This window comes from Paraflavitalea speifideaquila (genome assembly GCF_032395985.1).
GTDB lineage: Bacteria > Bacteroidota > Bacteroidia > Chitinophagales > Chitinophagaceae > Paraflavitalea > Paraflavitalea speifideaquila.
Genome location: NZ_CP135920.1, coordinates 7,425,701 through 7,440,531, shown reverse-complemented (window position 1 = coordinate 7,440,531; position 14,831 = coordinate 7,425,701). Strand labels below are relative to the sequence as shown.

Genomic DNA, 14,831 nt, shown 5'->3' with positions numbered 1-14,831 from the left:
TGTTACCGACATGAGAACATTTATAATACTATTACTGTTTGCTTCGATCAACTGTCTGCAGGCCCAAACCCGTCCGCAGCAATCTCTATACATGGTGAATTATACCTTCCTCAATCCAGCTGCTTTTGGATTGGAAGGGTATGGGCAGGTACAAACAGGCATACGTCAACAGTGGGCGGGCATTGATGGCGCTCCTGTAACAACCTGGATCAGTGGCACTTTGCCGGTGAGGAACAGGAACCAACCTTCCTGGGAGGCGTATGACGTAGAGAACAATGAGATCCTATTTGCCGGTCATGGACTGGGGTTTAATATGTTCCAGGATAAAATAGGTCCCTATTCAACTATTAATATGAATTTGGGATATGCCTATCACCTACCCTTATCCTCCTACCTGGCTTTGTCCATGGGTGTTTCAGGTGGTATACAACAGGTACGATACGATGTGTCGAAAAGCATTTATCCCGATCTGCCCTATGATCCGGCGGCTACGGGCCAGGCAGCTATCCTCAAAAAGTATTCGCCCGATCTCAATGCCGGATTGTTATTACGAAATAGAAAATTCTTTCTGGGCGCCTCTCTGATCCAGCTATTGCCTTCCAGGTTTGTTGATGTGGCGCATAGTCAGTCAAAATATAAACCACAGTTATTAACAGCCGGTGGTTACTGTTTTGATCTTGATGAGGAGGGCATGGCCCTGTGGCTATCGGGCATCGTTAAGTCTGACTTAGCCAACCCCCTGCGATATGATGTTTCGGCTAAGCTGCGTTACCGGAATATATGTTGGATGGGCCTCTCTTACAGGATGGAGGATGCCATTGGCGGCAGTATTGGGTTAAATATTACACCGGCTATCGGGGTGGGCTATAATTACGATTGAGTATCAATAAACTAAGATCGTCTTATAGTAAGGCAAGCCATGAGCTGATGTTGGGGTATCGGTTTCTGCGTGAAGGGCAAAGCAATGTGTCGCGTGTTCGCTGGTAAACGTCCGTTCGCCTTAATAAAAAGGGAGCAGTTGCAACAACTCCCTTTTTATTGGACTTTAATTTGTGGAAAGAATGTGTTATTGCTTAGTTAATAAACGAATATTCTTGGGGTGAATAAGTTATTCCGTTAGTTAGTGAACCAATATGATCCTGCATACGAAACTTGCGTATCTTTTCATAAAATTTGGTTCGGTTAATTAAAAACGATAATAAGTGTCAGAGAAACAGGCTGTTTATAAGAAGTCTTTGATTAAGCATTTATACTTTAATGGTAAACTCTCATGTGCCGAATTAAGCAGCTTAACGGATAAGAGTTTACCGCATACAGCCCGAGCACTGAATGAATTGGTAGAAGAAGGAGTAGTGTATGAATCAGGTCATGCCAATTCAAAGGGAGGGCGCAGGCCTCAGGTATATACAGTGAACCCGGATATTTTTTATGTGGTCTCCGTGGCCATGGACCAGTTCATATCTCACATTAGTATATTGAACATGTCCAACCAGATAGTTGCCAAAGTGGAACGCATTGAGCTTGATCTCCATTCAAACCCGCATGCCTTGCAGGAACTGGGTCGGCATCTTCATCAGTTTATTCTTAATTCACACATACCCAGAGAGAAATTTGCAGGCATTGGCATTGGAATGCCTGGATTTGTTGACGGTCAGAAAGGTATTAACTATTCCTTTCTCAGTACCAATAACAACAGTATCTCCCAGTATATTGAATCTGTTACAGGTTTACCCGTATTAATAGATAATGATTCCAGTTTAATAGCCCTTGCAGAATGGAAATTAGGAGCCGCTCGCCAACAGCAAAATGCGATGGTGGTTAATATTGGCTGGGGTATTGGTTTGGGTATGATTCTCAATGGTGGCCTTTTCAGGGGGCAAAACGGATTTGCCGGTGAGTTTAGTCATATACCACTGTTTACCAATAATAAGATCTGCAATTGTGGCAAAATGGGATGCCTGGAAACCGAGACTTCGTTGCAAGTAATGGCAGAAAAGGCTATCAAAGGGCTGAAGGAAGGAAGGACTTCTGTTTTGAAGGACCTGCCGTTGGGACATCTGGAAGAAACAAGCAAATTAATAATGGAAGCCGGGGCAAAAGGCGATAAGTACGCAGTGGAATTATTATCACAGGCTGCTTATCATATTGGTAGGGGCATTGCCATACTGATACATATATTAAATCCCGGCCTGATCGTGCTTAGCGGAAGAGGCGCATTAGCCGGCCGTCTTTGGCTGGCGCCGGTACAACAGGCACTGAATGAGCACTGCATTCCTAAAATAGCGGAAAATATAGAGATCATGATCTCGCCGCTTGGTTTTTATGCGGAGCGCCTGGGTGCTGCAGCCCTGGTGATGGAACACTTTGATGAGGTTCGTATGCACCGGAAAAAGAAGGAGCTTTTACTTTCCTAATCCCAGCAGGAAGTGTACTACAATATGTATTGGCGGATACCATACAATTGCCTACAATAAATTTTTGCTATTGCAGCAGGCAGGTTTTTAATAATCTTACCAGGGTCACTCTACTTAATTACTGTAGCCGGTAGTAGACTCCCCCCACAAGTAGCTTCTAAGCGTATTTCGCTTTGTAAATTATTTTCAAAATATTGATATTGAATGTAATAGTAGGGCAATAGGGCGATTGTTTACTATCCCTATGCTTAGTCCGGGAGTTACTTGTTTCTTCCAGGGGAGATCAGTGCATTGTTCGAAACATGGATAGTTTATAAAATAATTATTAAACTATTGTTATTATTTTAAAAAGTTCTGTACCTTTTCCAAATTAATTGATTGCCTGATTAAAATTTTAACAAGTGTCCGAGAAACAGACCCTATATAAAAAGTCGTTAATCAAGCACTTATATTTCAACGAGAAGCTGTCATGTGCCGAATTGAGTGTTTTAACCGATAAAAGTCTGCCCCATACTGCCCGTGCACTCAATGAGTTGGTAGAGGAGGGGATTGTGCAGGAATCAGGCCATGCCAATTCTACAGGAGGGCGTCGTCCACAAATCTATTCATTACCATCAGGTATCATGTATGTGATATCGGTGGCCATGGACCAGTACATTACGCATATTGGCATATTAGATATGACCAACCAGGTAGTAGACAGGGTAGAGCGGATTGAGTTATCACTTCAGGGCAATCCCCACGCATTGCAGGAACTGGGCCAACATCTCAGCCAGTTTATTCTAAGGTCGGCCATTCCCCGGGATAAAATTGCAGGTATCGGTATCGGCATGCCGGGATTTGTAGATGGCCATAAAGGCATCAATCACTCTTTTTACATACAGCACAGGAAAGTATCATAAACTATATCGAATCAGTTACTAACCTACCGGTATTAATCGATAATGATTCCAGTTTAATAGCCCTTGCCGAATGGAAGTTGGGGGCGGCACGCCGCCGGCAGAATGCCATGGTGATCAACATCAGCTGGGGTATTGGACTGGGAATGATATTGAATGGTAGCCTGTTCAGAGGGCAAAATGGCTTTGCCGGAGAGTTTAGCCATATTCCTTTATTCACCAATAATAAAATTTGCAACTGTGGTAAAATGGGTTGCCTGGAAACAGAAGCTTCCCTGCAGGTGATCGCTGAAAAAGCCATTAATGGTTTGAATGAAGGAAGAACCTCCATCCTAAAGAACCTTTCTCCTATACATATTGAAGACACCAGTAAAGTCATTATGGAAGCCGCCGTAAAGGGCGATAAGTATGCAGTAGAATTATTGTCGCAGGCTGCTTACCATATTGGTCGTGGTGTTGCCATCCTTATCCACATTTTGAATCCGGAATTGATCGTGCTGAGCGGTAGGGGCGCCCTGGCAGGCCGGCTTTGGCTGGCGCCTGTGCAGCAGGCTCTTAATGAACACTGTATCCCTAAAATAGCAGAGAACATTGAGATCGTGATCTCGCCGCTTGGCTATCATGCTGAACACCTGGGTGCTGCAGCCCTGGTGATGGAACATTTTGATACCATTTCCATGAACCGGAAAAAAACAAGAGCTCTTTTTGTCTGAACAATAGGGCGTGACCCCTTTCTAATTAGTAAACAAAACAAAACAAACTGCAATGAAAAAAATGCTTTGCCTGTCGCTGCTATTATGCTTTGCGGCCCTGTGTAGCCTCAACGTAAGCGCACAGGAAAAAAATGGGTATCGGGCATTCTTAGAGACCCCCGTGGAAACCCGGTAGCCTCTGCTACGGTAGTAGAAAAAGGAACGACGAATCAAACCCTATCCGATGGAGAAGGTGCATTTCGTCTGCAGGTAGCATCAGGCGCCACCCTGGTGATTACGTCCATAGGTTTCAAAGCGCTGGAAGCACCAGCAAGTACTTCCTCCTCATTGTATCTTGTTATTCAGCCTACTGCTGCAGATCTGAATGAGGTAGTTGTAACGGCCCTTGGTATTAAGCGTCAGAAAAATCATTGGGATATGCAGTACAAGAAGTAAAAGGTACTACCTTGCTGGATGCACGCGAGCCCAACCTCACCAATGCCTTAACGGGTGTGGTAGCAGGCTTGCAGGTGATCCGATCCAGTACGGGCCCTGCAGGTTCTTCCAAGATCAACCTGAGAGGTAATACTTCACTGACAGGCCTGAACCAACCATTGATCGTAGTGGATGGTGTTCCTATTGACAATTTTGTAGGTGCTACAAACAACGATTATTTCAACCCCGGTCTGGATATGGGTAATGGCCTGGCAGATATTAATGCCGGTGATATCGAATCCATTTCTGTATTGAAAGGCGCTTCTGCTGCCGCCCTGTATGGTAGCCGTGCGGGTAATGGTGTGATACTGATCTCTACCAAAACCGGCCGTAAGCAGAATGGCCTCGGTATCCAGGTGTCTTCCTCGCTGGGTGTAGAAAGCATCTTCACCCACCCCGATCGCCAAACCACTTTTGGTATGGGGTTAGATGGTGCTTTTAATCCTACTGCTACAAATAGCTGGGGACCTAAGATCACCGGACAAACAGTGACCAACTGGAAAGGACAAAGTGAGCAAATGCAGGCTTTTGATAACGTGAAAAGTTTTTATGAGAATGGCCTCACTCAAAACCACAACATTTCTTTTCAGCAGCAGATCAATAATACCTCAGTATATACTTCTTTGAATTACCTGAACGATAAGAGTATGATACCAGGTACAAAGTTGACGCGCCTAAACCTGACTGCCCGTGCGGTAAGCAAGTTTGGAAAAGACAATAAGTGGACCACGGATACCAAGATCCAGTATTCCAATGCCAATGCCAGAAACAGGCCCGTGGCGGGCTTGAATGCAAGCAACTATGCGGCTATGTTGTACAACCTGCCAATTTCACTGGATGTAACACAATTTGATCCTCCGGTGAATCAGTTTGGAGCAATGATCTGGTATGATGGAAGTAACCGTGTAAACCCTTATTGGAATACGCGGTACAACCTGAATAATGATGTGCGTGACCGTTTTATTATGACGGGTTCATTGAAATACAATTTCACTTCCTGGCTCAATGCTGAGGTAAAGGGGGCGCAGATATGTATACTACTAATTACAATAGTAGAATATATTCCGGCAGCCCGCTTACGACTACAGGCCGGTTTAATGTAGGCAAACAAACCTATTCTGAATTCAACTATAGTACGCTGATCACTGCTCAGAAAGACAATTTGTTTGGCAAGTTGGGCGGTACAGCTACTGTGGGCGGTAACCTGATGCAGCAAAAATCATCCAATGTAGGCGTAAATGCGGGTGAACTGAAAGTGCCCAATCTATTCTCTGCTACTAATGGAACAGGTACGCCTGGTATTACGGATGACTACAGCGAACGCCGGATCAATTCCGTATACGGTACTGTAGGTGTGAACTGGGACGGTTTCCTGTTCCTGGATGCTACCTTCCGTAATGATTGGTCTTCTGCACTGCATCCTGACAACCGGTCTTATTTCTATCCTTCTGTAAGCCTTTCTTATGTGTTCACAGAATCATTCAAGCAGTTGCCTTCCTGGATCACTTATGGAAAGCTGCGTGCTTCTTATGCTACTGTGGGTAATGATATGGCGCCTTACCAGTTGTATAATACTTATAGCATCAGTAATGACCCCAATCTAAATACCGTAGCAGCCAGAAAAGCTACCCGGTTTGATAAGAATGTAAGAAGTGAGTTGATCAAATCCAGTGAACTGGGTGCTGAACTCCGCTTCTTAGATAACCGGATTGGTCTTGACTTTAGCTATTACAAATCCAATGCTACGCGCCAGCTGATCAACCTGCCGATGGACCCGATGAGTGGTTATACTGCCCGGAAGATCAATGCGGGTGATATTCAGAACAGTGGTTTTGAGGTGATGTTGGATGCACGGATCCTGAACAATCCCGGTGGCTTTACCTGGAACCTCTCTGCTAACTTTTCCCGCAACAGGAACCTGGTGAAAGAGATATCTGATATGGACAGTGTGGGAAAATACCAATTGGGTGGTTTTGATGCGGTGAGTATACAGGCGGTAAAGGGTGAATTGTATGGTGAGATCTATGGAAGTACTTTCCTGCGTGTAACGGATACAAAGAGTGAATATTATGGTCAACTGATCCTTTCGGGTACAGGCCTGCCGCAGGCCGGACCTCAAAATCAGCGGCTGGGCAACCAACAGGCTACGGGCTTGCTGGGTGTTACGAACACATTTGGCTACAAAGGCTTTACGCTGGGTGTATTGGTGGATGCACGTTTTGGTGGTAAGATCTTCTCGGCCACACAAGTGGGAATGCAAAGAGCGGGAAGTGCTGCGGTTACTGTAGTTAATGGCGACAGGGCACCTTTTGCCGTGGATGGTGTAGTAGTTGATGGTACTGGATATAAGAAGAATACGGCTACTGTAACGCCTCAGCAATACTGGAGCCAGGTAACCAACCTGGGCAATGCAGGCATTACTGAGTTGAATATGTACGATGCCTCTAATGTACGCATCCGTAATATCCAACTCAACTATGACCTGCCTTTGAAAATACTTTCTAAAACGCCTATTCAACGTGCGCGGATCGGTGTATCCTGCAATAATGTTTGGCTTATTTCCAGCCATATGCGTGGCCTGGATCCTGAATCAGTATTTGCTACAGGTTCCAATGCGGTTGGTTTCGAAAACGTAAGCCCGCCCACTACGCGTACTGTATTGTTCAACCTGAGCCTTACATTCTAAATTTCAAACTGCATTACAATGAAAAAGCTTACAATAAAATCAGGATTGCTGCTATCTGCCATCGCATTGCTGGCTTCCTGTAAGAAATTTGAAGAGATCAATATGAGCCCTAAGGACGCCAGTGCCGATCAGGTACAGGTGGAATATTTCCTGAATAATTCAATTGTTTCGGCACAAATGGATCCGCATATTGCGGAGCGTGTATTTGTATTGTACTGGAAAACGGCGGGTCACCAGCAACATGGTGGCGGTATTTCTTCGGGCACACCGGATGATGGATGGAGCACGGATTATTACCGTTATATTTCCGAATGGCTTAACCATGCCAATACGGCGATACAGGTAGCTGATGAAAAGATCGCTGCCAACACTATCAAACCGTATACAGGCAATCTCAAACAGGCGGCACGCATCTGGCGCGCTTACCTGATGAGTGAGTTGAGTGATAATTTTGGACCTATGCCGTTGAATGGCTTCCAGGGTGTGAATCCACAATTCTCTTCCGTGAAGGATGTGTATTATTTCCTGCTGGATGAATTGAAGGATGCTTCGTCCAAGCTTGACCTGGCAATAGTAAATGCTGCCGGTCTGGATAAGCTGGACCCTGCTTTTGGATACAATTGGGCTAAATGGAAAAGGTATGCCAATTCCATGCGTTTGCGCCTTGCGATGCGCTTGTCGGAAGTTGATGCCGCGAAAGCAAAATCAGAATTTGAAGCAGCTGTAACCGGCGACCTCATCACCAGTATGGACCATGCCTTCCAGGTACAGGAGAAATCGGGCTGGGATGCGCTTACAGGTGTAATGAGCCGTGAATGGAATTCACAGATACTCTCTACCACCATGGAGAATATCTTCACGGGGCTCGGTGGTGTCAAGAGTGCGGATCTGGTACCTGCTTCGATGCAGTCCATGATCAAACCCGCTAACTATGCCGGGTTGAAACTTATAGACCATTTCTCTACAATGAATAATGAGCCTTATGCCGGTTACTGGATGGATGGTTTGCCCAATACGATTGACCCTCGGGCGTATAAAGCTTTTCCGCTGCCAGGTGATTTTACTAATGCCGACTTTACCAAATATCCTTCTTATGACCAGGCTGCCTGGGAAACGACCAAGCGTAATCTGATGAGTGCTACCAATACGGTAGTACGGGAACTGGAAGGTAAGTTTACCTGGAATGGTACGAATGGTGGCGACTGGGGTGTAAAGGGTACCCGCAACCAATGGCGCGGATGGCCTGGCGCAGCTCCTCGCCTTTCTTTGAAATTCAGGGTAGTACGGCCAAGCGTATCTTCTTTGCTCCATGGGAAACTTATTTCCTGATTGCCGAAGCGGCTGTAAGAGGATGGACTGTACCTATTACCGGCAAAGATGCCTATGAAACAGGTATTCAATTAAACCTCGATTATTGGGGTGTAGGTAATTTTGGAACGGCATATAAGGCTTCTACTGATTACGGCAGAACAGGAACTTCGGTTAGCTGGAATCACGTAGCAGAGCCACCTGCTACTTATAGCATGACCTTTGTAGATGGTTATACGAATGCTGCGGGCAATGCTACCATCGCTTACCCGGTGAACAACCTGTATAAAAGTGGCGCTGTAAGAAATGACCTGCTTACTAAGGTAATTACACAGAAATACATTGCTCAAATGCCATGGACTCCACTGGAAGGCTGGAATGATTTCCGAAGGCTTGGACTGCCATTTATCGAGAACCCTACCATCGAAAATCCACTTCCTAACCTGCCCGATCTGACTAGCGGTAATTATGCCACCAGCAATGTGAAGTTTTTCCCGCAAAGGCTGGCTTACCCATCTTCGTTGAAAAATACCAACAGTAAAGGTTATGCTCAGGCGTTGGAATTCCTGGGAGGAGTTGATAATGTGCGTACGCCGCTATGGTGGGCTAAGAAAAATTAGTAACGTTTTTAATCACTTCAGAGATATATACGGGCTGGTCCTTTTGGGCCGGCCCTTTTCGTTGAGGGAGGGAATAAGTATCTTTTGTTGATAATGAATTGATTAACCACTTTTCTGCGAAGAAGTAGTGGCCGAGGGATGTACTTTATGCCAGGCCCCATATCTTATATGGACTTACTATGGAGATAACAGGGGGAAATAGGAAGGAACGAGCAGGAAATATCGCTGTATGGTCACTATAAGGACGGTATAACCCCGCTATGAGGTCGCTGAAGGTACGCGCGATAAGGAAGCTTGTAAATTAATCGGAGAGACTGCATTTAGCTGCCCTTGTAGTATAATTAAAAATACAAAAAAAAATCGCTTACAAAGATGCTCTTAAGGTGAGGTAAAAGGGATAGCAATATGTTCTGTACTCCGTTCCAGGATTAGCTGTGCAGCCTTTTCGCCCATCATCTGGAAATCACTGGAGATGGTTGTGATGCCATTCAGGATGATCTTCTTCAGAGGGGTTTCATTATAAGAGATCACACCCACTTGCTTGCCCACCTTTAGTTTGGTGGCCAGTATCCGTTCTATCAGGGTTACCAGGTCGTTCTCCATGAGGTTAATATAGGCTTCGCCTTCCTGGATGGGTTCGTCTTCTATATTATGTACTACCTTATAATTAAAAGCGTATTGATTGCAAAAACGGTAAAACCTTTAGTATCTCCTGGGGAAATAGGTATAAGCGGGGAAAATGATCTTTAGAGTATCATACTTGCTTAGTTGCTGCAAGGCCTGTTCGAGGGCATTGTAAATATCTTTCTCAAAATTCTCATACACGGCGCCATACTCACCACCTACACCGGCTACCAACTTATCGAGCAGGATCAGTTTGCTCTTGTCGATGATGTTGATGATCTCATGTGCATTTTCACCGCCTTCCATAAAATGGGGGATAATGACATAATGGGTATAATCATCCTTCTTATTCTCCAACAATTTTTTGAAAAAGCAAAGTCATTGTTATAGATATAGAAATCCACACTGGCCATTTCACCCAGTGCCGCTACAAAGGCATCATAAACGATCTTTTATGGGGGCTTAGTTTGTTGAACAGCAGGAATACCTTCAGCTGGTGGTTTACTTCGGTTGTCTTCACAAAAACCTTTACCGGGTACTGATCCTAATACGCCAATTTTTTTGAGGTGCTTATAACCTTTTTCGGCGGTATCGCGGGATATCTCAAATTCAAAGCTCAGTTCGTTGATGGAAGGGAGTATCTCATCTTTCACGATCTTTCCATCGGCAATGGCTTTTACAATGGAATTGGCCAGTTGCAGGTACTTGGGGGTGGCAGAATGGTAATCAATATAGAGGTGTTGATAGATCGGCGGTTTTTTTCATCACAGGGGCATTCGTTAAGTTGTTAATTGTCAAACCTACAAAAAAATGAGGAGATCATGAGTCGGCACTTGCTCCCGAAAGCTTTCAGGACCATTCACCACTAACTCTGCTCTCCCCACTGTATTTGCTCAAAGCTCGCGACTCACAGTTTGAAGCCATCAGCCCCCACTAACCACTCGCCACTAATCATTTACACCCATGATGGTACATGATGGCGGACTAACTGAATCCGTCTACTTTTAATCACATTTTTATCATTCTTGCCAGGCCATATTGAAAAAACTTTACACTCATGGGAGCTATTTTAGGCGTTATATTTCACTTTCTAGGAGGTTTTGCATCAGGAAGTTTCTACATACCCTTTAAAAAAGTAAAAGGCTGGGCCTGGGAAAGTTATTGGATCATTGGCGGCCTGTTCTCCTGGTTCATTGTTCCACCACTGGCTGCTTATCTAACCATTCCCGGTTTTGGCAGCATTATTAGCTCAACCGATTTTTCAGTGCTCAAATGGACCTATATCATGGGTATCCTCTGGGGTGTTGGGGGCTTACCTATGGGCTGGGGGTTCGATACCTGGGGGTATCGCTCGGCAGTTCCATCATCCTGGGATTGTGTTCCATTTTCGGTGCGCTCATTCCATCAGTTTATTATGACCTTTTTCCGGAAGAGGGTAAGGATACGATTACGGTCCTGTTTTCACAACGCTGGGGCCAAATGGTTTTATTGGGTTTATTGGTGTGTGTGATTGGTATCATCATTTGCGGCAAAGCGGGGGCCATGAAGGATAAAGACCTGGCTGGCAAAACAAAAGGAGCCAACCAGGAATTTAAGCTGGGGCTGGGATTGCTGGTAGCCATTATTTCGGGGGTACTCAGTGCCTGTTTTAGTTTTGGGTTGGAAGCCGGAACGCCCATGGCCAAGGTGGCCAATGAAGCCTGGAAAGCCGCTCATCCAGGTGAAGGGGAGTTTCTTTATCGTAACAATGTCATCTATGTGGTGTTATTATGGGGAGGCCTCACCACCAACCTGATCTGGTGTATGATCCTCAATGCACGAAACAAGACCTTTAAAGACTATAACAATAAACAAGCGCCGCTGGCCAAAAAACTATTTATTCTCGGCGCTGGCTGGTACTACCTGGTTTCTGCAGTTCTTTTTTTATGGCATGGGCGAAAGCAAGCTGGGCAATGGCGCCAGCTCGTGGATATTGCACATGGCCTTTATCATACTCATTGCCAATGCCTGGGGCCTGGCGCTCAACGAATGGAAAGGTGTGAGCCGCCATACAAAGAATACCATCATTGCCGGCATCCTGGTTATCCTGGCTTCCGTACTTATTGTAGGCTATGGTAATTACCTCAAACCGTAATTAATTGAATTAAATATTTGAAAATGTCTGTTACTACATCAACATTTAAGCATGTCAGTTACCTGTGGAATGAAGCTACAGCGGCCACCCTGGCCGGTGATGAAGTGGCTTTGTTGATCTATCGTTCTAATCTCCTTGGCGCCGATCTGCGGCTTACCAATTATGGTGGTGGTAATACCTCTTGCAAAGTAATTTCCAAAGACCCGCTTACGGGTAAAGAAACGGAAGTAATGTGGATCAAAGGTTCTGGTGGCGATATTGGCACACTTAAGAAAAGCGGCCTGGCAGCATTGTATGTAGAGCGGCTGCGCAGCCTCACCAATGTATACCGTGGTATTGAGCACGAGGATGAAATGGTAGAACTGTTCAATCATTGCATTTTTGACCTGGCTTCTAAAGCGCCTTCCATTGATACGCCATTGCATGGTTTCCTGCCCTTTAAACATATTGATCACCTGCATCCGGATGCTGCCATTGCTATTGCTGCTGCCAAAGATGGCAAGCGCATTACGCAAGAGCTTTTCAAAGGGGCTATCGGCTGGGTGGAGTGGCAACGTCCGGGTTTCGATCTTGGCCTAAAGCTGAGGCAATGCCTGGATGAAAATCCGGGTATCAAGGGCATTATGTTTGGTTCACACGGTCTTTTCACCTGGGGCGATACGGCTTATGAAAGTTATATCAATACGCTGGAGGTGATAGAGCGTTGTGCAGAATACATTGAGTCAAAAACAAAGAAAGAAGCCATCTTTGGTGGCGCTATAATACAATCGCTGAAGAAAGAGGATCGCCTTAAACAGGCTGCGCTGCTGGCTCCAGTATTGCGTGGGTTCTGTTCAAGCCATACCCGGATGGTGGGGCACTTTACCGATGATGAGCGGGTATTGCAGTTCATTAACTCCAGTGACCTGGACCGGCTGGCACCCCTGGGTACGAGTTGTCCCGATCACTTTTTGCGTACTAAGATCAGTCCACTGGTATTGGACCTGAAACCGGAAGCGGATCTGACCAATGCCGATTCCCTCAAAGCACAGCTGGCTGCGCCCTTTGAGGCATACCGTACCATGTATGCCGACTATTATACTACCTGCAAGCATCCCAATAGTCCGGCCATGCGCGACCCCAATCCGGTGGTGATCTTGTATCCCGGGGTAGGTATGTTCACGTTTGCCAAAGACAAACAAACGGCCCGTGTAGCGGCCGAGTTTTATACCAATGCCATCAATGTAATGCGTGGCGCTGAAGCGATCTCTTCTTATACGTCCCTGCCCCGGCAGGAAGCCTTCAATATTGAATACTGGCTACTGGAAGAAGCCAAGCTACAAAGGATGCCCAAGCCCAAAGCTTTATCGGGAAAAATTGCGTTGATAACAGGCAGTGCCGGAGGTATTGGTAAAGCCATCGCCCAGAAATTTGCCGATGAAGGGGCCTGTGTGATCATTAACGACAATGATGGGCAAAGGCTGGAAGGAGCGAAAGAGGAATTCCAAAAGAAATATGGTAAGGATGTGTTCAGTACAGCGGTACTGGATGTAACCCATGACGCCGATATTGAAAATGCGTACATTATAGCAGCGCTGGCTTTTGGCGGGGTTGATATTGTGGTGAATTGTGCCGGGCTTTCTATTTCAAAACCTATTGAAGAACATACGGATAAAGACTGGGACCTGCTGTACGATGTACTGGTAAAAGGACAGTTCTTCGTAACCCAAGCCGGTGTAAACATTATGCGTCAGCAGGGGCTTGGCGGTGATGTATTGAATATTGTGAGTAAGAACGCGCTGGTATCTGGCCCCAACAATGCGGGTTATGGTTCGGCCAAGGCGGCACAGCTGCACCTGAGCCGGCTAAATGCTGCCGAATTGGGTAAGGACAATATTCGCGTCAACGTAGTAAACCCGGATGCGGTGATATCAGATAGTAAAATATGGGAAGGCGCCTGGGCCGAAGGACGGGCCAAAGCTTATGGTATAAAGGTGGAAGAACTGCCAGCCTTCTATGCCAAACGTACCTTGCTCAATGAGATCATCTTACCGGAAGATATTGCCAATGCATGCTTTGTATTTGTAGGCGGTCTGCTGAACAAATCAACCGGCAATGTGCTCAATGTGGATGGGGAGTAGCAATGGCGTTTGTGCGGTAAGTCCGGAAGACCGAAAGACGGGAAGTCGGAAAGATGAACATTTAGTAAGCATTCTTGAATATCAGATAATATTCTTCCGGACTTTCGGACTTTCCGACTTCCGGACTAAAATTTACTCCATGACCCGCGTTGCTTTCAAAATGACGCTTTATAAAGGTTTTGAAGAAGAATACCTCAAACGGCATGAGGTCATTTGGCCGGAACTGCAGGAACTGTTGAAACAAACAGGTATCAGCGGGTACTCCATCTTTTGGATGACAGCACGCATAGTTTATTTGGGGTGCTCACCGTAAATGACCCAAAAGCGCTGGACGATTTGCCTGCTCACCCCGTTATGCAAAGGTGGTGGGCCTATATGAAAGACATTATGGAAACCAATGACGATAATTCGCCCATCAGTATTCCTCTAAAAGAAGTATTTTACCTACCATAAAACGATTGAACATGCAAGTGGATAAGTATCTGATTGAAGGCCATAACAATGATCTGCTCGCTCAGCATAAACGGAAATACGATTTTATTGCTGCCGATATTCCCCTTATAAAAACCGTTATCCAGCAATTAATTGATTTCCAGGTGGCCATTCCCAGTTGGGCCCTGGGTACGGGCGGTACCCGTTTTGGCCGATTCTCCGGTGGTGGTGAACCCCGTAACCTGGAAGAGAAAATTGAAGATGTGGGTTTACTGCACAGCCTCAATCAATCGGGGGCGCTATTTCCCTGCATATTCCCTGGGATGTACCGCAAAATGCACAAGCCATCAAAACATTGGCTGCACAGCATAGCCTTCGTTTCGATGCCATGAATTCCAATACTTTTC

17 protein-coding genes and 1 pseudogene are annotated in these 14,831 nt (G+C 45.7%); 15 read left to right on the top strand and 3 right to left on the bottom strand.

The genetic code is table 11. From position 1 onward, the window contains the following. The first annotated feature begins 10 nt into the window (after positions 1 to 10). The 9 genes from RS881_RS50985 (at position 11) to RS881_RS50945 (ending at position 9,114) form a co-directional block, all read left to right on the top strand. Entirely contained in the window at positions 11 to 880 is an 870-nt protein-coding gene (locus tag RS881_RS50985) for a PorP/SprF family type IX secretion system membrane protein (RefSeq protein ID WP_315817831.1), read from the top strand. Between the two features lie 322 nt (positions 881 to 1,202). Further along, positions 1,203 to 2,414, top strand: coding sequence for an ROK family transcriptional regulator (locus tag RS881_RS50980; RefSeq protein ID WP_315817830.1), 1,212 nt, complete (start codon positions 1,203 to 1,205; stop codon positions 2,412 to 2,414). Positions 2,415 to 2,815: 401 nt separating this feature from the next. Beyond that, on the top strand, positions 2,816 to 3,316 hold the full coding sequence (locus RS881_RS50975; protein WP_315817829.1) for a hypothetical protein: 501 nt from the start codon (positions 2,816 to 2,818) through the stop codon (positions 3,314 to 3,316). Continuing rightward, a complete protein-coding gene (locus RS881_RS50970; RefSeq protein ID WP_315824887.1) occupies positions 3,310 to 4,026 on the top strand; it encodes an ROK family protein in 717 nt (238 codons plus the stop codon). Before RS881_RS50975 ends, RS881_RS50970 begins: the two co-directional genes overlap by 7 nt. A 144-nt stretch (positions 4,027 to 4,170) precedes the next feature. Continuing rightward, positions 4,171 to 4,461, top strand: coding sequence for a carboxypeptidase-like regulatory domain-containing protein (locus RS881_RS50965; RefSeq protein ID WP_315824886.1), 291 nt, complete (start codon positions 4,171 to 4,173; stop codon positions 4,459 to 4,461). Beyond that, entirely contained in the window at positions 4,437 to 5,603 is a 1,167-nt protein-coding gene (locus RS881_RS50960) for a TonB-dependent receptor plug domain-containing protein (RefSeq protein ID WP_315817828.1), read from the top strand. Before RS881_RS50965 ends, RS881_RS50960 begins: the two co-directional genes overlap by 25 nt. Next, a complete protein-coding gene (locus RS881_RS50955) occupies positions 5,531 to 7,186 on the top strand; it encodes a SusC/RagA family TonB-linked outer membrane protein (RefSeq protein WP_315817827.1) in 1,656 nt (551 codons plus the stop codon). Before RS881_RS50960 ends, RS881_RS50955 begins: the two co-directional genes overlap by 73 nt. An 18-nt stretch (positions 7,187 to 7,204) precedes the next feature. Next, on the top strand, positions 7,205 to 8,515 hold the full coding sequence (locus RS881_RS50950; protein ID WP_315817826.1) for a SusD/RagB family nutrient-binding outer membrane lipoprotein: 1,311 nt from the start codon (positions 7,205 to 7,207) through the stop codon (positions 8,513 to 8,515). Next, a complete protein-coding gene (locus RS881_RS50945; protein ID WP_315817825.1) occupies positions 8,425 to 9,114 on the top strand; it encodes a SusD/RagB family nutrient-binding outer membrane lipoprotein in 690 nt (229 codons plus the stop codon). The genes RS881_RS50950 and RS881_RS50945 overlap by 91 nt, the downstream gene beginning before the upstream one ends. A 378-nt stretch (positions 9,115 to 9,492) precedes the next feature. Here RS881_RS50945 and RS881_RS50940 read toward each other — a convergent pair whose 3' ends face one another. From RS881_RS50940 to RS881_RS50930, 3 genes are all read right to left on the bottom strand, one after another. Continuing rightward, entirely contained in the window at positions 9,493 to 9,717 is a 225-nt protein-coding gene (locus tag RS881_RS50940; RefSeq protein ID WP_315817824.1) for a substrate-binding domain-containing protein, read from the bottom strand. A 99-nt stretch (positions 9,718 to 9,816) separates the two neighbouring features. Further along, entirely contained in the window at positions 9,817 to 10,098 is a 282-nt protein-coding gene (locus RS881_RS50935) for a hypothetical protein (protein WP_315817823.1), read from the bottom strand. Positions 10,099 to 10,190: 92 nt separating this feature from the next. Next, the gene (locus tag RS881_RS50930) at positions 10,191 to 10,391 is read right to left on the bottom strand and encodes a GntR family transcriptional regulator (RefSeq protein ID WP_315817822.1); all 201 of its coding nucleotides are present in this window, start codon (positions 10,389 to 10,391) and stop codon (positions 10,191 to 10,193) included. 404 nt (positions 10,392 to 10,795) lie between these two features. Here RS881_RS50930 and RS881_RS50920 point away from each other — a divergent pair. From RS881_RS50920 to RS881_RS50895, 6 genes and pseudogenes are all read left to right on the top strand, one after another. Continuing rightward, positions 10,796 to 11,679 (top strand): annotated as a pseudogene (locus tag RS881_RS50920) (L-rhamnose/proton symporter RhaT); the annotation flags it as partial. Next, on the top strand, positions 11,669 to 11,872 hold the full coding sequence (locus RS881_RS50915; RefSeq protein WP_350340043.1) for an L-rhamnose/proton symporter RhaT: 204 nt from the start codon (positions 11,669 to 11,671) through the stop codon (positions 11,870 to 11,872). The pseudogene RS881_RS50920 and the gene RS881_RS50915, both read left to right, overlap by 11 nt. A 23-nt stretch (positions 11,873 to 11,895) precedes the next feature. Further along, on the top strand, positions 11,896 to 13,992 hold the full coding sequence (locus RS881_RS50910) for a bifunctional aldolase/short-chain dehydrogenase (protein ID WP_315817821.1): 2,097 nt from the start codon (positions 11,896 to 11,898) through the stop codon (positions 13,990 to 13,992). Next, a complete protein-coding gene (locus RS881_RS50905; protein WP_315817820.1) occupies positions 13,967 to 14,305 on the top strand; it encodes an L-rhamnose mutarotase in 339 nt (112 codons plus the stop codon). The genes RS881_RS50910 and RS881_RS50905 overlap by 26 nt, the downstream gene beginning before the upstream one ends. Then, positions 14,206 to 14,445, top strand: coding sequence for an L-rhamnose mutarotase (locus RS881_RS50900; RefSeq protein ID WP_315817819.1), 240 nt, complete (start codon positions 14,206 to 14,208; stop codon positions 14,443 to 14,445). The genes RS881_RS50905 and RS881_RS50900 overlap by 100 nt, the downstream gene beginning before the upstream one ends. Before the next feature lie 17 nt (positions 14,446 to 14,462). Further along, positions 14,463 to 14,816: a hypothetical protein gene (locus tag RS881_RS50895; RefSeq protein ID WP_315817818.1), complete on the top strand. Its 354-nt coding sequence runs from the start codon at positions 14,463 to 14,465 to the stop codon at positions 14,814 to 14,816. The last annotated feature ends 15 nt before the right edge of the window (positions 14,817 to 14,831 follow it).